The sequence below is a fragment of the Mycobacterium parascrofulaceum ATCC BAA-614 genome, from assembly GCF_000164135.1.
In the GTDB taxonomy this organism is placed as follows: domain Bacteria; phylum Actinomycetota; class Actinomycetes; order Mycobacteriales; family Mycobacteriaceae; genus Mycobacterium; species Mycobacterium parascrofulaceum.
Window position 1 is genome coordinate 218140 of sequence record NZ_GG770560.1, and the last position, 19914, is coordinate 238053.

At 70.7% G+C, this 19914-nt stretch carries 20 protein-coding genes and 1 pseudogene; 9 read left to right on the plus strand and 12 right to left on the minus strand.

What is annotated here, in order from left to right:
- Positions 1-445, minus strand: a pseudogene (locus tag HMPREF0591_RS27270) (protein translocase subunit SecD); the annotation flags it as partial.
- Positions 446-536: 91 nt separating this feature from the next.
- Positions 537-890, minus strand: a complete 354-nt coding sequence (yajC, locus tag HMPREF0591_RS27275) for a preprotein translocase subunit YajC (RefSeq protein ID WP_040624230.1) — start codon at positions 888-890, stop codon at positions 537-539.
- A 203-nt stretch (positions 891-1093) separates the two neighbouring features.
- Between yajC and gabT the strand changes: the two genes are divergently transcribed.
- Both gabT and car read left to right on the plus strand, forming a co-directional pair.
- On the plus strand, positions 1094-2443 hold the full coding sequence (gene gabT, locus HMPREF0591_RS27280; protein WP_040624232.1) for a 4-aminobutyrate--2-oxoglutarate transaminase: 1350 nt from the start codon (positions 1094-1096) through the stop codon (positions 2441-2443).
- Positions 2444-2592: 149 nt separating this feature from the next.
- Positions 2593-6114: a carboxylic acid reductase gene (gene car, locus HMPREF0591_RS27285; protein WP_007172010.1), complete on the plus strand. Its 3522-nt coding sequence runs from the start codon at positions 2593-2595 to the stop codon at positions 6112-6114.
- Positions 6115-6177: 63 nt separating this feature from the next.
- Here car and HMPREF0591_RS27290 read toward each other — a convergent pair whose 3' ends face one another.
- From HMPREF0591_RS27290 to ruvC, 6 genes are all read right to left on the minus strand, one after another.
- Positions 6178-6864 (minus strand): hypothetical protein, encoded by a 687-nt coding sequence (locus tag HMPREF0591_RS27290; RefSeq protein ID WP_007172011.1) that lies wholly within the window; start codon positions 6862-6864, stop codon positions 6178-6180.
- Positions 6865-6995: 131 nt separating this feature from the next.
- Positions 6996-7379, minus strand: coding sequence for a DUF1304 domain-containing protein (locus HMPREF0591_RS27295; protein WP_007172012.1), 384 nt, complete (start codon positions 7377-7379; stop codon positions 6996-6998).
- Positions 7380-7496: 117 nt separating this feature from the next.
- Positions 7497-8150, minus strand: a complete 654-nt coding sequence (locus HMPREF0591_RS27300) for a hypothetical protein (RefSeq protein ID WP_040624166.1) — start codon at positions 8148-8150, stop codon at positions 7497-7499.
- A gap of 212 nt (positions 8151-8362) precedes the next feature.
- Entirely contained in the window at positions 8363-9406 is a 1044-nt protein-coding gene (gene ruvB / locus HMPREF0591_RS27305; RefSeq protein ID WP_007172014.1) for a Holliday junction branch migration DNA helicase RuvB, read from the minus strand.
- Positions 9403-9996 (minus strand): Holliday junction branch migration protein RuvA, encoded by a 594-nt coding sequence (gene ruvA / locus HMPREF0591_RS27310; RefSeq protein WP_007172015.1) that lies wholly within the window; start codon positions 9994-9996, stop codon positions 9403-9405. Before ruvA ends, ruvB begins: the two co-directional genes overlap by 4 nt.
- Complete coding sequence (gene ruvC, locus HMPREF0591_RS27315; protein WP_007172016.1) at positions 9993-10547, minus strand: crossover junction endodeoxyribonuclease RuvC; 555 nt, start codon at positions 10545-10547, stop codon at positions 9993-9995. Before ruvC ends, ruvA begins: the two co-directional genes overlap by 4 nt.
- Positions 10548-10728: 181 nt before the next feature.
- On the opposite strand from ruvC, the gene HMPREF0591_RS27320 reads away from it, so the two are divergent.
- Genes HMPREF0591_RS27320 through HMPREF0591_RS27340 form a run of 5 tightly spaced genes read left to right on the plus strand, consistent with a single transcriptional unit; the run spans position 10729 to position 14373 of the window.
- Positions 10729-11340 carry a DUF4178 domain-containing protein gene (locus HMPREF0591_RS27320; protein WP_007172017.1) on the plus strand — a complete coding sequence of 204 codons (612 nt, stop codon included), beginning with the start codon at positions 10729-10731 and terminating at the stop codon, positions 11338-11340.
- A 10-nt stretch (positions 11341-11350) separates the two neighbouring features.
- Positions 11351-11881 carry a DUF2617 family protein gene (locus HMPREF0591_RS27325; RefSeq protein ID WP_007172018.1) on the plus strand — a complete coding sequence of 177 codons (531 nt, stop codon included), beginning with the start codon at positions 11351-11353 and terminating at the stop codon, positions 11879-11881.
- A complete protein-coding gene (locus HMPREF0591_RS27330) occupies positions 11878-12309 on the plus strand; it encodes a DUF4247 domain-containing protein (protein ID WP_007172019.1) in 432 nt (143 codons plus the stop codon). The genes HMPREF0591_RS27325 and HMPREF0591_RS27330 overlap by 4 nt, the downstream gene beginning before the upstream one ends.
- Positions 12310-12334: 25 nt before the next feature.
- On the plus strand, positions 12335-12790 hold the full coding sequence (locus tag HMPREF0591_RS27335) for a DUF350 domain-containing protein (RefSeq protein WP_007172020.1): 456 nt from the start codon (positions 12335-12337) through the stop codon (positions 12788-12790).
- Positions 12787-14373 carry a polyamine aminopropyltransferase gene (locus tag HMPREF0591_RS27340; protein WP_007172021.1) on the plus strand — a complete coding sequence of 529 codons (1587 nt, stop codon included), beginning with the start codon at positions 12787-12789 and terminating at the stop codon, positions 14371-14373. Before HMPREF0591_RS27335 ends, HMPREF0591_RS27340 begins: the two co-directional genes overlap by 4 nt.
- Before the next feature lie 93 nt (positions 14374-14466).
- Here the strand turns inward: HMPREF0591_RS27340 and HMPREF0591_RS27345 are convergent, their stop codons facing one another.
- From HMPREF0591_RS27345 to pdxS, 4 genes are all read right to left on the minus strand, one after another.
- Positions 14467-15222 (minus strand): YebC/PmpR family DNA-binding transcriptional regulator, encoded by a 756-nt coding sequence (locus tag HMPREF0591_RS27345; RefSeq protein WP_007172022.1) that lies wholly within the window; start codon positions 15220-15222, stop codon positions 14467-14469.
- Between the two features lie 556 nt (positions 15223-15778).
- Positions 15779-16375: a pyridoxal 5'-phosphate synthase glutaminase subunit PdxT gene (pdxT, locus tag HMPREF0591_RS27350; protein WP_007172023.1), complete on the minus strand. Its 597-nt coding sequence runs from the start codon at positions 16373-16375 to the stop codon at positions 15779-15781.
- The gene (gene tesB, locus HMPREF0591_RS27355) at positions 16372-17217 is read right to left on the minus strand and encodes an acyl-CoA thioesterase II (RefSeq protein ID WP_007172024.1); all 846 of its coding nucleotides are present in this window, start codon (positions 17215-17217) and stop codon (positions 16372-16374) included. The genes pdxT and tesB overlap by 4 nt, the downstream gene beginning before the upstream one ends.
- A gap of 9 nt (positions 17218-17226) precedes the next feature.
- Positions 17227-18075: a pyridoxal 5'-phosphate synthase lyase subunit PdxS gene (gene pdxS / locus HMPREF0591_RS27360; protein ID WP_244168593.1), complete on the minus strand. Its 849-nt coding sequence runs from the start codon at positions 18073-18075 to the stop codon at positions 17227-17229.
- 286 nt (positions 18076-18361) lie between these two features.
- Between pdxS and HMPREF0591_RS27365 the strand changes: the two genes are divergently transcribed.
- Together HMPREF0591_RS27365 and HMPREF0591_RS27370 are read left to right on the plus strand one after the other, a co-directional pair.
- Positions 18362-19501, plus strand: a complete 1140-nt coding sequence (locus tag HMPREF0591_RS27365; RefSeq protein ID WP_007172026.1) for a PPE family protein — start codon at positions 18362-18364, stop codon at positions 19499-19501.
- 15 nt (positions 19502-19516) lie between these two features.
- A partial coding sequence (locus HMPREF0591_RS27370) for a PE family protein (protein WP_007172027.1) occupies positions 19517-19914 on the plus strand: 398 nt, incomplete at its 3' end.

Genomic DNA, 19914 nt, shown 5'->3' on the forward strand with positions numbered 1-19914 from the left:
GCGGCGGTGCGGGCTGGCCCGACGGCGGGGGCGCCTGCGGCGCGGGCTTGGGCTGGACCGCCTGCGCGGGCATCGAGTTGAGCACGGGCCGGATGTAGAGCCGGGCGGTCTGTCCCAGGTTGCGGGCCTCGTTGCCGTCGTTTCCGGGGACGGTGATCACCAGGTTGTCGCCGTCGACCACGACCTCCGACCCGGAGACGCCCAGCCCGTTGACCCGCGCGCTGATGATCTGCTGCGCCTGCGCCAGCGCGTCGCGGCTCGGGCGCGAGCCGTCCGGGGTGCGGGCCGTCAACGTGACGCGGGTGCCGCCCTGCAGGTCGATGCCGAGCTTGGGCGCTGCGCGCTTGTCCCCGGTCAGGAAGACCAGCAGGTAGACGCCGACGAGCAGCAGCAAGAAAACCGACAGGTAGCGGGCAGGGTGCACCGGCGCCGAAGACGATGCCACGTTCCTTCTATCTCCTCGAGTATCGGTTCGTACCCCGGACAGAGCCTAGTGTCGCGCCCCCGCCCGCTGCGCAAGCGGTCAGGAATCCCGGTCAGGAATCCTTGGTGAGCCGGCCCTCGTCGGATGCCGCCATGTCGTCGGCGCCGTCTTCGTCGGCCAGGTCGTCGTCGGCCAGGTCTTCGTCGTCGGGCAGGATCCGGTCGCGGATGGCGAGCTTCATCCAGGTGGTCACCACGCCGGGCGCGATCTCCAGGTCGATGGTGTCGTCGGTGATCGCGACGACCGTCGCCTGAAGGCCCGACGTCGTGTGCACGCGATCGCCCGGCTGCAACGACTCGTGCAGGTCGATGGTGGCCTGCATCGCGCGCTTCTGGCGCCGCGACGCGAAGTACATGAACCCACCCATGATGAGCAGGAACGGCAGGAACAGGATCAAACTCTCCATCAAAAGGCCTGTCTTTTCGTAGTGGTCTTCGGGCATTTCTTTTCGCTCGGCGCCAGGCGACCCCGCGGGCCGCGCACCTCGTATCGGCCAGTGTGCCATTGCCGCAGGTAGCATCCGAGCGCCGCGTGCGTGGAGGACCGCCGCCGCCGGGCCCGATAGGCTTGAGTGGCGACGCGAAAGGCGCGCGCGGTGAGGAGAAAATCGTGGCCGGCCTCGAGCAGACACGCCAGCTGGTCACCGAAATCCCCGGTCCCGCTTCGCTGGAGCTGACCAAGCGGCGCGCCGCGGCGGTGTCGCACGGGGTGAACGTGTCGTTGCCCGTGTTCGTCGCGCGCGCCTTCGGCGGCATCATCGAGGACGTCGACGGCAACCGGCTCATCGACCTGGCGTCCGGCATCGCGGTGACCACCGTCGGCAACTCCTCTCCCCGGGTGGTGGAAGCCGTGCGCGCGCAGGTGGCCGAGTTCACCCACACCTGCTTCATGGTCGTGCCGTACGAGCAGTACGTCGCCGTGGCCGAGGAGCTCAACCGGATCACGCCGGGATCGGGCGAGAAGCGCTCGGTGCTGTTCAACTCCGGCGCCGAGGCCGTCGAGAACGCCGTCAAGATCGCGCGGTCGTACACCCGCAAACCCGCCGTCGTGGCGTTCAACCACGCCTACCACGGCCGGACCAACCTGGCGATGGCGCTGACCGCCAAGTCCAAGCCGTACAAGAGCGGCTTCGGCCCGTTCGCGCCGGAGGTGTACCGGGCGCCGGTGTCCTACCCCTACCGGGACGGGCTGCTCGACAAGGAGCTGGCCACCGACGGGGAAAAGGCCGCGGCCCGCGCGATCGACGTGATCGAGAGCCAAGTCGGCGCGGACAGCCTCGCCGCCGTCATCATCGAACCGATCGCCGGCGAGGGCGGATTCATCGTGCCCGCCGAGGGCTTCCTGCCCGCCCTGCTCGACTGGTGCCGGAAGAACGACGTGGTGTTCATCGCCGACGAGGTGCAGACCGGGTTCGCGCGCACCGGCGCGATGTTCGCCTGCGAGCACGAGGGCCCGAATGGTCTGGAGCCGGACCTCATCTGCACCGCCAAGGGCATCGCCGACGGGCTGCCGCTGTCGGCGGTCACCGGCCGGGCGCAGATCATGGATGCATCCCATGTCGGCGGTTTGGGCGGCACATTCGGCGGCAACCCAATCGCTTGTGCGGCAGCATTGGCCACCATTGGCACGATCGAAAGTGACGGCCTGATCGAACGGGCCAGGCAATTGGAACGGCTGATCACCGAACCCTTGTTGCGGCTGCAGGCCGGCGATGACCGGATCGGCGATGTGCGCGGCCGCGGCGCCATGATCGCCATCGAGTTGGTGAAGTCCGGAACGGCCGAACCCGATCGCGAGCTGACTCAGAAGCTGTCCACCGCGGCGCACGCGGCCGGTGTCGTCGTGTTGACCTGCGGGATGTTCGGCAACATCATCCGGCTGTTGCCGCCGCTGACCATCGGCGACGAGCTGCTCAACGAGGGGCTCGACATTCTGGGCGGGCTGCTCGGCGACCTGTAGGACCTGGGGACTCCCCCCGACACGTGGCCAATCTCACAACCCCCGCCGCGGCCCGTCCGTGGTGGAATACCGTTACTTTAGCTAACGTTCTAACCGTCAGCGCAGTGGCGCTAAATGACTCACTAACTTTCATTGCGAGGGACTTGTTTATGTCGACCATCGATCACGACGAGCGGCTCGAGCGCCGCATCGAGGAACTGACCGCCAACGACCCGCAGTTCGCCGCGGCCCGACCGGACCCGGCGATCGAGGCGGCCCTCGAGAAGCCCGGACTGCGGCTCCCGCAGGTGATCCGGACCGTGCTCGCGGGGTATGCGGACCGGCCCGCGCTGGCGCACCGGGCGGTGGAGTTCGTCGCGGACTCGGCGAGCGGTCGCACCACGCTCGAGCTACTCCCCCGCTTCGAGACCCTCACCTACCGCGATCTCGGCGACCGGGTCGGTGCGCTGGGCCGCGCATGGGCCCACGACGAGGTGCGCGTCGGTGACCGGGTCTGCATCCTGGGCTTCAACAGCGTCGACTACGCCACGATCGACATGGCGCTGGCCACGATCAGCGCGGTGTCGGTCCCGCTGCAGACCAGCGCGTCGCTGACGTCGCTGCAGCCGATCGTGGCCGAGACGGAGCCCACCGTGATCGCGGCCAGCGCGAACCAGCTGCCCGACGCGGTGGAGCTGATCCTCACCGGCCAGCGGCCCGCCAAGCTGGTCGTGTTCGACTACCACCCCGAGGTGGACGACGAGCGCGAGGCCGTCGAAACCGCCCGCACGCGGCTCGCGGACACCGGCGTGGTCGTCGAGACGCTCGCCGAGGTGCTCGAGCGCGGCAAGGCGCTGCCCGACACGGAACTCCCGGCCGGCGATGAGCCCGACCCGCTCGCGCTGCTGATCTACACCTCCGGCAGCACCGGCGCGCCCAAGGGCGCGATGTACCCGCAGAGCAACGTCGGCAAGATCTGGCGCCGCGGCAGCCGGAACTGGTTCGGCGAGAGTGCCGCGTCGATCACCCTGAACTTCATGCCGATGAGCCACGTCATGGGCCGCGGCATCCTGTACGGCACCCTGGGCAACGGCGGCACGGCCTATTTCGCGGCCAAGAGCGACCTCTCGACGCTGCTCGAGGACCTCGAGCTGGTGCGCCCCACCGAGCTGAACTTCGTCCCCCGCATCTGGGAGACCCTGTTCGGCGAGTTCCAGCGCCAGGTCGCGCGGCGGCTGTCCGAGGGTGGCGACCGCGCCGCGGTCGAAGCCGAGGTCCTGGCCGAGCAGCGCGAGTACCTGCTGGGCGGGCGGTTCATCTTCGCGATGACGGGCTCGGCGCCCACCTCCCCGGAGCTGCGCAACTGGGTGGAGTCCCTGCTGCAGATGCACCTGATGGACGGCTACGGCTCCACCGAGGCCGGGATGGTGCTCTTCGACGGCGAGATCCAGCGCCCGCCGGTGATCGACTACAAGCTGGTCGACGTGCCGGACCTGGGCTACTTCGGGACGGACCGGCCCCACCCGCGCGGTGAGCTGTTGCTGCGGACCGAGAACATGTTCCCCGGCTACTACAAGCGGGCCGAGATCACCGCCAACGTGTTCGACGAGGACGGCTACTACCGGACCGGCGACGTGTTCGCCGAGGTGGCACCCGACAAGCTGGTCTACGTCGACCGCCGCAACAACGTGCTGAAGCTGGCGCAGGGCGAGTTCGTGACCCTGGCCAAGCTGGAGGCCGAGTTCGGCAACAGCCCGCTGGTCCGCCAGATCTACGTCTACGGCAACAGCTCCCAGCCCTACCTGCTGGCCGTCGTCGTGCCGACCCAGGAAGCCTTGGGGCGCTGGGACTCCGAGGCGCTCAAGGGCAAGATCGCCGACTCGCTGCAGAACGTCGCCCGCCAGGCCGGCCTGCAGTCCTACGAGGTGCCGCGCGACTTCCTCATCGAGACCACCCCGTTCAGCCTGGAGAACGGTCTGCTGACCGGGATCCGCAAGCTGGCGTGGCCGAAGCTCAAGCAGCACTACGGCGAGCGCCTCGAGCAGCTCTACGCCGAGCTCGCCGAGGGCCAGGCCAACGAGCTGGCCGAGCTGCGCCGCAACGGCGCCGACGCGCCGGTGCTGCAGACCGTCAGCCGGGCCGCGGCCGCGATGCTGGGCACCGCCGCCACCGAGCTGACGCCCGACGCGCACTTCACCGATCTGGGTGGGGACTCGCTGTCGGCGTTGACGTTCGGCAACCTGCTGCGCGAGATCTTCGACATCGACGTCCCGGTGGGCGTCATCGTCAGCCCGGCCAGCGACCTGCAGGCCATCGCCGACTACATCGAGGGTGAGCGCCGGGGCAGCAAGCGGCCCACGTTCGCGGCCGTCCACGGCCGCGACGCGACCGAGGTGCGCGCCGCCGACCTCACCCTGGACAAGTTCCTCGAGGCCGAGACGCTGGCCGCCGCGCCCAGCCTGCCCAAGCCCACCGCCGAGGTGCGCACGGTGCTGCTGACCGGCGCGACCGGTTTCCTGGGCCGCTACCTGGCGCTCGAGTGGCTCGAGCGGATGGACCTGGTGGACGGCAGGGTGATCGCACTGGTGCGGGCCAAGTCCGACGACGAGGCGCGCGCCCGGCTGGACCGGACCTTCGACAGTGGAGACCCCAAGCTCCTGGCGCACTACCGGGAACTGGCCGCCGACCACCTCGAGGTCATCGCCGGCGACAAGGGCGAGCCCAACCTGGGGTTGGACCAGCAGACCTGGCAGCGGCTGGCCGACACGGTCGACCTAATCGTCGACCCCGCCGCCCTGGTCAACCACGTGCTGCCGTACAGCGAGCTGTTCGGTCCCAACGCGCTGGGCACCGCCGAACTCATCCGGATCGCGCTCACAACCAAGCTGAAGCCGTACACCTACGTGTCGACGATCGGCGTCGGTGACCAGATCACGCCCGGCCAGTTCGTCGAGGACGCCGACATCCGGCAGGTCAGCGCGACCCGCGCGGTCAACGACAACTACGCCAACGGCTACGGCAACAGCAAGTGGGCCGGCGAGGTGCTGCTGCGCGAGGCGCACGACCTGTGTGGTTTGCCGGTCGCGGTGTTCCGCTGCGACATGATCCTGGCCGACACCACCTACGCCGGCCAGCTCAACCTGCCGGACATGTTCACCCGGCTGATGCTGAGCCTGGTCGCCACCGGTGTCGCGCCCGGTTCGTTCTACGAACTGGACGCCGACGGCAACCGGCAGCGTTCGCACTACGACGGCCTGCCGGTCGAGTTCATCGCCGCGGCGATCTCCACGCTGGGCACGCAGGTGCTGGACAACGCCCCCCGCGGGGACGGCTTCCAGACCTACCACGTGATGAACCCGTACGACGACGGCATCGGCCTCGACGAGTACGTCGACTGGCTGATCGACGCCGGCCACCGGATCCAGCGCATCGCCGACTACGGCGAATGGCTGCGGCGGTTCGAGGGCACCATGCGGGGCCTGCCGGAGCGGCAGCGCCAGTACTCGCTGCTGCCGCTGCTGCACAACTACCAGCAGCCCGAGAAGCCGATCAACGGATCGATGGCACCGACCGACCGCTTCCGCGCCGCGGTGCAGGAGGCGAAAATCGGCCCGGACAAAGACATTCCCCACGTCTCGCCGCCGATCATCGTCAAGTACGCCACCGACCTGCAGCTGCTCGGCCTGCTGTAACGGCAAGACGGCAATCGCCCAGTCCCGTCGGGACTGGGCGATTGCCGTTGGTTGTGCGCCGGGCTACTGCTGAGGATGCGGCCAGCGCAGGTACGCGGCGTTGGCGCCCGACGCCGGGCGGTGACGGCGCCACCCGCGCTTCTGCTGCGGGTCGGCGGCCGTACGCGGCTTGGTCAGCGCGCCGGAGGACACCTCGGCCGGTTCGTACGCCGGCTCCCGGTACGGTTCGACGGCCGGCGCGGCCGCGGCTTCTGCCGGCGCCAGGGGCTGGACGTCGCGCGCCAGGCGCACGGCCGTGCGGGCCAGCACCACGCCGCCGACGAAGACGATCAGCGCACCCAGTCCGGAGAAATAGGTGACTTCGAGCACCGCGCGCTTGCGCTCGGTGGCGGCGACCGGGTCACCGGCGGAGCCGATCCCCAGCAGCGGGGCGACCTGACCACCGACGACGAACCACGCGCCGGCCAGCACCGCCAGCCAGCCGCCCAGCATCGCCGCCACGCGGTTGCCCGCGACGATCAACAACAGACCGCCCAGCACGGTGGCGGCTCCCGGCAGGACCTCGAGCCACCCTCGCGCCGAACTCCACGCCCACGCCCGGTCGGGTGTGTAGGCGAAATTGAAGCGCGGTCCGACAAACGGTATTAACGCCCCCCAAGCTCCCAGGATGACCAGGAGCAATCCGCTGACCGCGCCACGCGAGCGCGGCATGCTCAGCCCGCGGGGTTGGCCGTCTTCTGCGTATTTCATGATTTCCCCTCGTTGAATACCGGGCCTATTTCCGGCCGGAGATGGGTACCCGGCGGTTTCCACTCGTAACCCATGCGGCGGGCGAAAGCCACCCCCGCCGGTGGCGGTTGTGACTGGTGAGGCTGGTGTTACTAGCGGAGGCCGAGCAGCAGCAGCACGATCGCGATCGCCGGAAAGGCGCCCTGCGTCACCGCGGCCCGCGCCTTCTCCGGCGCCGACAACAGCAGCACCACCGCGGCCGCGGCCATCGACCCCACGCCGGCGAAAACCAGTGCGGCGCCAACCGCGTTGTGGCGCATGACAATAGCGGCGATACCGATGGCGCTGACGACCGCCAGGAACAGGTTGTAGAAGCCCTGGTTGAAGGCCAGCAGCTTGGTGGTCTCGGCTTCCTCGGCCGTGGTCCCGAACGTGGCGCGGGTGCGCGCCGAGGTCCAGGTCAACGATTCCATCACGAAGATGTAGACGTGCAATAACGCCGCCAGCGCGGCGAATACCAGTCCGGCGATGATCATCGCTCCCCCTGGTCGGTCGAGGCCTGCGCGGTGGACTCTACCGATCTGCGGCCGCCCCTCAACGCGAAACGGCGCCGGTAGCCGAGGGGCTACCGGCGCCTGCCGCGTTATCAGTCCCTAGACGCCGGCGTGGTGGCGCCGGTGGAACAGGCCGCGCCCGCGGTGCTCCGGCTCGGCCGCCTCCCGGTCCGTGCGCGCATGCGTCGCGCCGTGCGTCTCGTCGTACATGGCCGGTTCACCCGCCGGCGCGGCGTCCGCCGCCACCGGCGCCGGTTCGCTCGCCACCACGTCGCGCGCGTGCCGGACCGCCAACCGGGCCACCGCGGCCCCGCCCAGGAAAACGATCAGCGCACCCAGGCCGGTGAAGTAGGTGACCTCGAGCAGGGCGCGTTTCAGGTCCGTCGAGGCCACCGGGAGGCCGCGGTCGCCGACGCCCAGCGTCGGCGCGAACGCCTGACCGACCACGAACCAGGCGCCGCCGGCGACGGCCAGCCAGCCGCCCAGCACGGCGTTGGCGCGATTGCCGGACAACAGCACCAGCAGGCCGCCCGCCACCGTCACGGCCCCGGGAAGCACCTCCAGCCACGCTTTGGCCGCGGTCCAGGTCCAGGCAGGCCCGCCCGCGTATGCCCAATCGATGTTCGGGCCGAAGAACGGCACCAGCGCGCCCCAGGCACCCAACAGGATCAGCAGTAGCCCGGTCAGCGCGCCGCGGGTGCGCGGCATGTACAGCGCGCGAGGGCGTTCGTAGTCGTTGCGCTTGGTCCTCATCAGAATCTCCTTCAACAGGTATCGCTGCTGTGAGGCTGGTTACCCTGCGGCGCACCCGAATAACCGGCCGCGGGCCCCGCCGCGCGTTTGCTGTGCGGCGTGGCGCCGGGCCTGTCGCGCAGTTTGGGCAGGCCGGCGACGGTGCGCGCGCCGGCTCGGCGGAAAGGTCACGATTCGGCCGCAATTGGCGCACCGCGCCGGGCGGCTCACCGCTAGTCGAACAGGCCCGCCTGGCCCAGCCCGGTGGCGCTCGCCGGCGGGCTCATGCCCAGATGCGTCCACGCCTGCGCGGTGGCCACCCGGCCGCGCGGCGTGCGCGCGACCATCCCGGCGCGCACCAGGAAGGGCTCGCACACCTCCTCGACGGTGGTGGCCTCCTCGCCCACGGCCACCGCGAGCGTCGACACCCCCACCGGGCCGCCGCCGAAGCTGCGGGTCAGCGCCGTCAGCACCGCACGGTCAAGCCGGTCCAGGCCGAGTTCGTCGACGTCGTAGACCGCGAGCGCGGACTTGGCCACGTCCCGGGTGATCACCCCGTCGGCGCGGACCTCGGCGAAGTCCCGGACCCGGCGCAGCAGCCGGTTGGCGATGCGCGGGGTGCCGCGCGAGCGGCGGGCGATCTCCTCGGCGGCTTCGGCGCCCAACTCGATGCCCAGGATGCCGGCGGAGCGGGCCAGCACGAGCTCCAGCTCGGCGGGCTCGTAGAAGTCCATGTGCGCGGTGAAGCCGAACCGGTCGCGCAGCGGGCCGGTCAGGGCGCCGGACCGGGTGGTGGCGCCGACCAGGGTGAAGGGGGCGACCTCCAGGGGGATCGAGGTCGCGCCGGGGCCCTTGCCGACCACCACGTCGACGCGGAAGTCCTCCATCGCCAGGTACAGCATTTCCTCGGCGGGGCGGGCGATGCGGTGGATCTCGTCGATGAACAGCACGTCGTGCTCGACCAGGTTGGACAGCATCGCCGCCAGGTCACCGGCGCGCTCGAGGGCGGGACCGGACGTCACCCGCAGCGACGAGCCGAGCTCGGCGGCGATGATCATGGCCAGCGACGTCTTGCCCAGCCCGGGGGGACCCGACAGCAGGATGTGGTCCGGTGTGCCGCCGCGGTTCTTGGCGCCCTCGATCACCAGCTGGAGCTGTTCGCGCACCCGCGGCTGGCCGATGAACTCCCGCAGGGAACGCGGCCGCAGGCTGACGTCGATGTCGCCCTCGCCGACGGCCAGCGCCGGAGACAATTCGCGTTCGGCGTCGTCCATCATTTGGACTTACCCAGCAGCGACAGCGCGGCGCGCAGGGCGCCGGACGTCGTCGCGTCCTGCTCGGTGGCCAACACCTTGTCGGTGGCCTCTTCGGCCTGCTTGACGGCGAAACCCAGCCCGACCAGCGCCTCCACCACCGGGCCGCGCACCGCGTGCCCGTTGACCACCGACGCTCCCCCGGCCGCCGCGGCGGCGCCCACCTTGTCGCGCAGCTCGAGCACCATCCGCTCGGCGCCGCGCTTGCCGATCCCGGGCACCCGGGTCAGCGCGGTGACGTCGCCGTCGTGCAGCACCTGCCGCAACGCCGCGGCGTCGTGCACCGCCAGCGTCGCCATCGCCAGCCGGGGCCCGACGCCCGACACCGTCAGCAGCGTCAGGAAGAGGTCGCGGGTTTCGGCGTCGGTGAACCCGTACAGCGTCATCGAGTCCTCGCGCACCACCATCGCGGTGATCAGCCGGGCCTCGGTCCCGGTGCGCAGCGTCGCCAGGGTCGACGGTGTCGCGTTCACCCGGTAGCCGACGCCGGCGGCCTCGATCACGGCATGATCGAGCGCCACCCCGAGCACCTCGCCGCGCACCGAAGCGATCATCGTGCGGCCTTCAGCTTGGCCAGGTACGCGTTGCGCTGTCGCGCGGCCAGCGTCTCGGCCGCGGCCAGCCGGGCGATCATCGGCGCCCGCCAGCAATGACAGATCGCCAGGGCCAGCGCGTCGGCGGCGTCGGCCGGCGTCGGTTTGGCTTGCAGCGCAAGGATTTTGGTGACCATCGCGGTGACCTGCGCCTTGTCCGCGGCGCCGTTGCCGGTCACCGCGGCCTTGACCTCGCTCGGGGTGTGGAAGTGCACGTCGACGCCGCGCTTGGCCGCCGCCAGGGCCACCACCCCGCCGGCCTGCGCGGTGCCCATCACGGTCGAGACGTTCAGCTGGGAGAACACCCGCTCGATGGCGACCACGTCCGGCTGGTGCGTGGCCAGCCAATGCTCGACGGCGTCGCTGATGGCCAGCAACCTCTTGGCCAGCGGCGCGTCCGACGGGGTCCGCACCACATCGACGTCCAGCGCGACCACGCTGCGCCCGCGCCCGCTTTCCACGACCGACAGTCCGCAACGGGTCAGCCCGGGATCGACGCCCATCACGCGCATTTGCCCGCTCCCACCTGTAGAACAGCTGTTCGATACCCTAGCGGGCGCGACCGACCGGTTCGCGGAGGACACGCGGCGGCGCCGCCGATTCGCGGTCGCGAGGTTACAGCGCCGAATGCTCACAAAAGCTGTTAGCTTTAGCCGACGTTCGCTCAAGCAAGGTGGCAACGGAAGGGTTCGCGTGGGATCACTGCTGGTCATTATCGCGATCGTGCTGTTCATCGCGTCCATCGTTGTGCTCGTCATCGCTTTGCGGCGCCCCAAGCAGCCGGGACCCCCGCGGGGACGCCAGGACCCGCTCTCGTTCAACGCGATGCCGGAGTTCGGCCCCCGCCAGCTCGGGCCCGGGGCCATCGTCAGCTATGGCGGGGTCGACTATGTGGTGCGGGGCTCGGTGACGTACCGCGAGGGCCCGTTCGTGTGGTGGGAGCACCTGCTGGAGGGCGGCGACCAGCCGATCTGGTTCAGCGTCGAGGAGGACGACGGGCGCCTCGAGCTGGCGATGTGGGTCAGCCGCAAGGACGTCCGGCTGCAGCCGGGCGACCAGTACGTCGTCGACGGGGTGACGTTTCACGAGTCCGAGCGCGGTCGCGCCTCGTTCACCACCGAGGGCACCACGGGCCTGCCCGCGGGCGGCGAGATGGAATTCGTCGACTGCGCCAACTCCGACGAGTCCGTGCTGCTCTCCTTCGAGCGCTGGGCGCCGGGCATGCCGTGGGAGGTCTCGACCGGAAAGCCCGTGCTCACCGGCGAACTGACCGTCTATCCGGCGCCCCCGCCCTCCTCCGCTTAGGAGCGCGCCGGTGCCGCTTCATCAGCTCGCCGTGGCTCCTTCGGACGTGTCCGGGCGAAGGCTCGGGCTCGCGCTCAACGCGCCGGCGCCGCCACCGCTGGCGACCTGCCTCCTGCACCACCCCGACGGCGGCGCCCTGTCGCTCGGGGTGCTCGGCGCGTCGCACGTCGTCACGGTCGAGCACGCCGCGGGGCGGTTCTCCGAGGAGGTCTCGTGCACCGCGCGCGGCTTCGGGGGCGCCCTGCCGGAACGCACGGCCGCCGACGGCTACTCGCTGGAATCCTGGATCGACACGTACGACGAGGGATCCTTCCGCCGCATGGCGCGCGACCTGCGTGAGCGGTGCGCGCGGGAAAACGGTTGGCTCGGTGGCTCTTTCCCCGGCGACGACGCCGCGCTGACCGCGTTGGCCGCCGAACCCGACGGCCCGGGATGGCACTGGCGGACCTGGCACCTGTATCCCCGCAACGCTTTTGGCTCCGGCGGGTCCGGCGGGTCCGGCGGCGAGGTGGTCCACACGGCGAGCCGGTGGCACCCGTGAGCCGCAACCGCCTGTTCGTGGTCGCCGGTGCGCTGGCCGTCGCCGCCGTCGCCTGCCTGGTGCCCGGAATTATGTTGCTGCACAAGAACATCGGGTCCTACATCGCCGGTCACTATCACGAGTACTCCCGCGACGCGAACGGGACGCGTTACGAGTGCAGCGGGCCGGCGGACGACGTCGCCGACACGCTGGCCGAGTACCAGGGGCCCCAGGCGCGCGCCGCCAACGGCGCCAGCGAGTACCTGCGCTACAGCAACAACATCGTGATCGTCGGCCCCGACGGCAACCGGCCCTGCAGCATTCGGCTGGAAAGCCTGAACGCCGGATACAGCCACGGCGCCTTCGTCTTCCTCGGCCCCGGATTCACCCCCGGCTCGCCCTCGGGCGGTTCCGGCGGCAGTCCCGGCGGCCCCGGCGGAACCAAGTGACGGCCCACCACAGAAGGAGAAAACCATGTACCTCGCCGTCGAGATCGGCACCGTCGACCTCAATCCGGTCCTGAAAGGCGCAGTCGCGACGATCCTGTACTTCTGTGTCGGCATGGCCGTACTCCTCGTCGGGTTCTACGCGGTCGACGTGCTGACCCCCGGGAATCTGCGCCGGCTGGTGTTCATCGACCGCCGCCCCAACGCCGTCATCGTCGCGGGCGCGATGTACATCGCCCTGACCGTGGTCATCGTCAGCGCGATCGCCAACAGCTACAGCCAGCTGGGCCAGGGGCTGGTCGGCGTGGCGGTGTACGGGCTGATGGGGGTGATCCTGCTCGGGATAGCGATGCTGGCCATGCACCTGCTGATACCGGGCAGCTTCCACGAACACATCGGCGAGCCCGAGCTGCATCCCGGATCGTTCGCCGTGGCGCTGATCCTGCTCGCGGTGGGGTGCGTCACGGCCGCCGCCGTGTCATGACCGCAGTGGGGTTGCCCGGGTCGGACGTGAGCCGGCCCGCGGAACCGTCGGTGCGCTGGCGGGCCGTGCTGCTGGCCGCCGTCGCGGCGTGCGCGGCGTCGGGCATCATCTACGAACTCGCGCTGCTGACACTGGCGGCGAGCCTCGACGGCGGCGGCATCGTCGCCACCTCGCTGATCGTCGCGGGCTACATCGCCGCGCTCGGGTTGGGCGCCCTGCTGGTCAAGCCGCTGCTGGGGCACGCGGCCATCGCGTTCGTCGCGGTGGAGGTGCTGCTGAGCATCGTCGGCGGGTTGTCCGCCGCGGCGCTCTACACGGTGTTCGCCTTCATCGACGACGAGTCGATGTGGATGCTGGCGCTGGGGACGGCCCTGATCGGCGGGCTGGTCGGCGCCGAGGTGCCGCTGCTGATGACCATGCTGCAGCGCGGCCGCAGTGGCGCGGCGCCCGACACCGGCCGGACGCTGGCCAACCTCAACGCGGCCGATTACCTCGGGGCGCTGCTGGGCGGGCTGGTGTGGCCGTTCCTGCTGCTGCCGCAGCTGGGCATGATCCGCGGCGCGGCCGCCACCGGCATCGTCAATCTGCTGGCCGCGGCCGTCGTGGCGCTGTTCGTGCTGCGCGGGGTCGTGTCGGCCCGGCAGCTGGCGACGGCGTTGTGCGCCCTCGCCGCCGCGCTGGCCCTGCTGGGCACGCTGCTGGCCCGGTCGGCCGACATCGAGACCACGAGCCGGCAGCGGCTCTACGCCGACCCGATCATCGCCTACCAGCACTCGGCCTACCAGGAGATCGTCGTCACCCAGCGGGGCAACGACATGCGCCTCTACCTCGACGGGGGGCTGCAGTTTTCCACCCGGGACGAATACCGATACACCGAGAGCCTCGTCTACCCCGCGCTCGGGGCCGGCGCGCGCTCCGTGCTGGTCCTCGGCGGCGGCGACGGGCTGGTGGCCCGCGAACTGCTGCGCCGGCCCGGTATCGACCGGATCGTGCAGGTGGAGCTCGACCCGGCGGTGATCCAGCTGGCGCGCACCACGATGCGCAGGGCCAACGGCGGTTCGCTGGACAGCCCGCGGGTCGAGGTGGTGATCGACGACGCGATGCGCTGGCTGCGCGCACCGCACCCCGACGTCGTCCCGGCCGGGGGCTTCGATGCCGTGATCGTCGACCTGCCCGACCCCGACACCCCGGTCCTGGGGCGGCTGTACTCGACCGAGTTCTACGCGCTCGTCGGGCACGCGCTCGCCCCCGGCGGGCTGATGGTCGTGCAGGCGGGCAGCCCGTTCTCGACGCAGACCGCGTTCTGGCGCACCGCCTCGTCGATCCGCGCCGCCGGCTATGCGGTCACGCCGTACCACGTCTACGTGCCGACGTTCGGCGACTGGGGTTTCGCGCTGGCGCGCCGCGGGGGTGGCGCGCCCACCCCCACCGTGCCGGCCGACGCGCCCCCGCTGCGCTTCCTCAACCAGCACGTCCTGGACGCCGCCACGGTGTTTCCGGACGACACCCGGCCGCGCCCGCTGGAACCCTCGACGCTGGACAATCCGCGCATCGTCGAGGACATGCGGCACGGGTACGACTAGCTCCGATGGTCGCCGACCCGTCCCCCGCAAGCGGGAGGTGCCCCCAGCGCCCGGCGCTGCACGCCGCGCTTGCGATCGACGACTAGGCTTGCGTCAGTCCTCGTCGAGGGCGGCCAGCACGTCGTCGGACAGGTCGACGTTGGTCCAGACGTTCTGCACGTCGTCGCTGTCCTCGAGCGCCTCGACGAGCTTGAACACCTTCCGGGCGCCGTCGACGTCCACCGGCACGCTGACCGACGGCTGGAAGCTGGCCTCGGCGGACTCGTAGTCGATGCCGGCGTCCTGCAGGGCCGTTCGGACGGCCACCAGATCGGTTGGCTCCGAGATGATCTCGAAGCTCTCGCCCAGGTCGTTGACGTCCTCGGCGCCCGCGTCGAGCACCGCCATCAGCACGTCGTCTTCGGTCAGGCCGTTCTTTTCCAGCGTGACGACGCCCTTGCGGGTGAACAGATACGACACGGAGCCCGGGTCGGCCATGTTGCCGCCGTTGCGGGTCACCGCCACCCGGACCTCGCCGGCCGCGCGGTTGCGGTTGTCGGTCAGGCACTCGATCAGCACGGCCACGCCGTTGGGCCCGTAGCCCTCGTACATGATCGTCTGGTAGTCGGCGCCGCCGGCTTCCTCGCCCGCGCCGCGCTTGCGGGCGCGCTCGATGTTGTCGTTGGGCACCGAGGTCTTCTTGGCCTTCTGGATGGCGTCATAGAGCGTCGGGTTGCCCGCCGGGTCCCCGCCGCCGGTGCGGGCGGCGACCTCGATGTTCTTGATCAGCCGGGCGAATTCCTTGCCTCGGCGCGCGTCCTTGACGGCCTTCTGATGCTTGGTGGTGGCCCACTTGGAATGGCCGCTCATCGGTGTCTCTTACCTCTTCTGTCTTCGAAAGTTCGCCAGACGAGTCTACGTGCCCGCCGCACGTCGCCGAGCGTCACGCCAGCGTGGCCGTCGCCGCCGAACGTCAAGCCAGCGTGGCCGTCGCCGCCGAGCTGGGGGCACCGCCCGCTTGCGGGGGACACGCCAGCGTGGCCATCGCGGCCGAACGTCACGCCAGCGTGGCCGTCGCGGCCGAGCTGGGGCACCGCCCGCCTGCGAGTGTCACGCCAGCGTGGCCGTCGTCGCCGAACGTCAAGCCAGCGTGGCAGTCGCCGCCGAGCTGGGGGCACCGCCCGCTTGCGGGGGACACGCCAGCGTGCCCGCCGCACGTCGCCGAGCGTCACGCCAGCGTGGCCGTCGCCGCCGAACGTCACGCCAGCGTGGCCGTCCAGGCGGGGCGTGGCCGTCGCCGCCGAACGTCAAGCCAGCGTGGCAGTCGCGGCCGAACTGGGGGGCACCGCCCGCTGCCGAGCGTCACGCCAGCGTGGCAGTCGCCGCCGAACGTCAAGCCAGCGTGGCGGTCAGGCGGGCCGGGCAGTCAGGCGATGCCGTTGACGATGTCCACGAAGAGCTGGTGGACGCGCCGGTCTCCGGTCATCTCGGGATGAAACGCCGTGGCCAGATTCCTGCCCTGCCGCACCGCCACCGTGTGCCCCTGCGCCTCGGCGAGCACCCGCACGCCGGCGCCGGCCCGCTCGACCCAGGGAGCCCGGATGAACACCGCGCGCACCGGGCCGTCCAGACCGGCGAACGGGATGTCCCCCTCGAACGAATCGACCTGTCGCCCAAACGCGTTGCGCCGCACGGTCATATCGATCGCCCTCAGCGGCAGCGCCTCCCGGCCGCCCGCGCCGGCGTCGAGGATCTCGCTGGCCAGCAGGATCATGCCGGCGCACGCGCCGTAGGCGGGCAGCCCGTGGGCCAGCAGCCCGCGCAGCGGCTCGAGCAGGTCGAGGTCGAGCAGCAGGTGGCTCATCGTGGTGGACTCCCCGCCGGGGATGACCAGCCCGTCCACCTTCTCCAGCTCGCCGCGGCGCCGCACCGGCATCGATTCCGCCCCGGCCTCGCGCAGCGCAGCCAGGTGCTCGCGGGTGTCACCCTGGAGCGCCAGCACGCCGATGCGCGGCGCGCTCACTGCCCGGTAGGCTGGAATCCGCGCTGGAAGCGGGTCAGCCCCTCCTGCATGACCGCCGCCACCATCTGGCCGGACTGGGTGAAGATCTTGCCCTGGCACAGGGAGCGGCCGCCGCTGGCCGACGGCGACGACTGGTCGTAGAGCAGCCACTCGTCGGCCCGGAACGCCCGCATGAACCACATCGCGTGGTCCAGCGACGCCACCTGCAGATGCTCGCGGACGTCGAGGTGGTTGACCTGCGCGGATCCCAACAGGGTCAGGTCGCTCATGTAGGCCAGCGCGCAGATGTGCAGCACCGGATCGTCCGGGAGCGGGTCGCGGTGGCGGAACCACACCTGCTGCTGGGAGGCCTTGCCGGGCGATAGCCGCAGTTGGTCGCGGGGCACGATGCAGACGTCCCACTCCTCGAACTGCTTGAACCCGGCGTCGTCGAACACCTTGATCGAGTCCAGGCCGGGCAGCCCGTCGGGGGGCGGCGCGGCGGGCATCGCGTCCTGGTGGTGGATGCCCTCCTGGTCGGTCTGGAAGGACGCACCCATGCTGAAGATGATTTCCCCGTGCTGGATCGCGTTGACCCGCCGCGTGGCGAACGAGCCGCCGTCGCGGGTGCGCTCCACGATGAAAACCGTGGGCTCGTTGGCGTCCCCGGGCCGCAGGAAATACCCGTGCAGCGAGTGCACCTGGTAGCGCGGGTCGACGGTCCGCACCGCCGACACCAGCGACTGGCCGGCGACGTGGCCGCCGAAGGTGCGCTGGAAATATCCGGACTCCGGGCTGAACACGCGCCCGCGGTAGATGTTGACCTCGAGTTGCTCGAGATCAAGGATCTCTTCGATCGCCACGGACTGTTCTTACCAGCCGCGCTCGGCCAGCCGGTGGGGCTGCGCAATCTGCTCGACGTTGATGCCCACCATGGGCTCGCCCAGGCCGCGCGACACCTTGGCCAGCACGTCGGGGTCGTCGTAGAAGGTGGTGGCCTTGACGATGGCGGCGGCGCGCTGCGCCGGGTCGCCCGACTTGAAGATGCCGGAGCCGACGAAGACGCCCTCGGCGCCGAGCTGCATCATCATCGCCGCGTCGGCGGGGGTCGCGATGCCGCCCGCGGTGAACAGGGTGACGGGCAGCTTGCCGGCCCGGGCCACCTCCACGACGAGGTCGTAGGGCGCCTGCAATTCCTTTGCGGCAACGTACAATTCGTCTTCCGACAGCGAGGTCAGCCGGCGGATCTCGCCGCCGATGGCCCGCATGTGCGTGGTCGCGTTGGAGACGTCTCCCGTGCCGGCCTCGCCCTTGGACCGGATCATGGCCGCGCCCTCGCTGATGCGCCGCAGGGCCTCGCCCAGGTTGGTCGCGCCGCAGACGAACGGGACGGTGAACTTCCACTTGTCGATGTGGTGGGTGTAGTCGGCGGGGGTCAGCACCTCGGACTCGTCGACGTAGTCCACGCCGAGGCTCTGCAGGATCTGCGCCTCGACGAAGTGCCCGATGCGGGCCTTGGCCATCACCGGGATGGTGACCGCGGCGATGATGCCCTCGATCATGTCGGGGTCGCTCATCCGGGACACGCCGCCCTGGGCGCGGATGTCGGCGGGCACCCGTTCCAGCGCCATCACGGCGACGGCGCCGGCGGCCTCCGCGATGCGGGCCTGCTCCGGGGTGACGACGTCCATGATGACGCCGCCCTTGAGCATCTCGGCCATGCCGCGCTTGACGCGCGCTGTTCCCGTTCGTCCGCTGCCGTTGGGTGAAGCGGCGGTATCCACTGCTGATCTCCTTCAACCGTTGTCGATCCAGTCTAGTGGGGGCCGGAGACGAGTCTTCCCACCATGGGACGCACAAAGGGCCGATTGGCCCTAGGCCCGTAAATCGACCCCTTGCTACACACTTCATCGTTACATTGCTCACACCGTTGATTCGGATGCGACGGACAGCGTGGCCACCCAGTTGCGGTAACGGCGGCCGCCGCCCTGGCTGAGGAGGGTCGGGATGGTGCCGGATTTTGGGCTGTTGCCGCCCGAGATCAATTCCGGACTGATGTATGCCGGTCCGGGTTCGGGGTCGATGCTGGCCGCTGCGGCCGCCTGGGCCGGGCTGGCCGCCGAGTTGGGCTGGGCCGCGTCGTCGTACGCCACGGTCGTCTCGGCGCTGACGAGCGGGCCGTGGCTGGGTCCGTCGGCCGTCGCGATGGCGGCCGCGGCCAGCCCGTTCGTCACCTGGCTGGCGGCCACCGCGGCGCAGGCCGAGCAAGTGTCGACCCAGGCGATGGCGGCGGCCGCCGCCTACGAGGCCGCGTTCGCGATGACGGTGCCGCCGCCCGTGATCGCGGCCAACCGCGCTCAATTGATGGCGTTGGTCTCGACGAACTTCTTCGGCCAGAACACCCCGGCGATCATGGCCACCGAGGCGCATTACGCCGAGATGTGGGCCCAGGACGCCACCGCGATGACCACCTACGATGCCGGCACGCTGGCGGCGGCCGCGCAGTTGACGTCCTTCGCCGAACCGCCCGACGGCCTCGGTGGGACGCCTCAGGCCGTTGACAGCGTCCCGACCGCCGCGGCGTCGGTGGCGACCCAGGCGCAATCGGCCATGTCGGACGCGCAGCTGATGTCGTCGCTGTTCCAGTCGTTCGGGCTCTCCCCGTCGTCGGCGTCCGGGCTCTCGCCGCTGGAGATGCTGTCGATGTCCGGCGAATTCGCCATGCAGCCCATCAGCATGCTCGTGAGCCAGGTCCTGGGCCAGTTCATGGGCGGCGCCAACCCGCTGATGAGCGGCGCCGTCGGCGGCATGCCGTCGATGGGCTCGGTTCTGGCGTCAGCAGGCTCGGCGATGGGGGCGCCGCCGTCGGCGCAGCTGGCCGCTCCGGCGGTGCTGGCGGATGCGGGCAGGGCGGGTTCCGTTGGGCCGCTGTCGGTTCCGCCGAGCTGGGCCACCGAGGTGCAGGCGCCCGCGCCGGCGACTCCGGTCGCCGGGTTGCCGACCCCCGGTGTGAGCCAGGTCGCATCCGGTGTGCCGAGGGTGCCGTTCAAGCCCCCGGTGAGCGCGGGCGGGCGGGGCCTGGCCGGCCTCACCCCGGCGGGCGAGGCGCAGCGCTCCGCCGCGGTGGTGCGGCCGGTGGTCGGTTAGTCGGGCGGCCGCGCGATGTCGTTCGTGATCACGGCCCCGGACACGCTCGCAGCGGCCGCCGGCGACCTGCAGGGAATCGGTTCGGCGATCGCCGTCGCCGACGGGGCGGCGGCCACCCCGACGACCGCGGTGTTCCCGCCGGCCGCGGACGCGGTATCCGTGCGCACCGCGGCGCTGTTCGCCGCGTACGGCCAGCAATACCAGCAGATCGCCGCGCGCGCGGAGGCGTTCCATGCGCAGTTGGTGCAGACGTTGGTCGGCAGCAGCGATTCCTACGCCCAGGCGGAGGCCTCCAACGCGGCCGCCACGCAACTGGCGCCGGCGCTGCCGGCGCAGCAGACGGTGACCGAAAGCGCAAGCCTGGCAAGCCAACTGCAAAGCACTCCGACGACGGCGTCGTCGACTAATGTGGC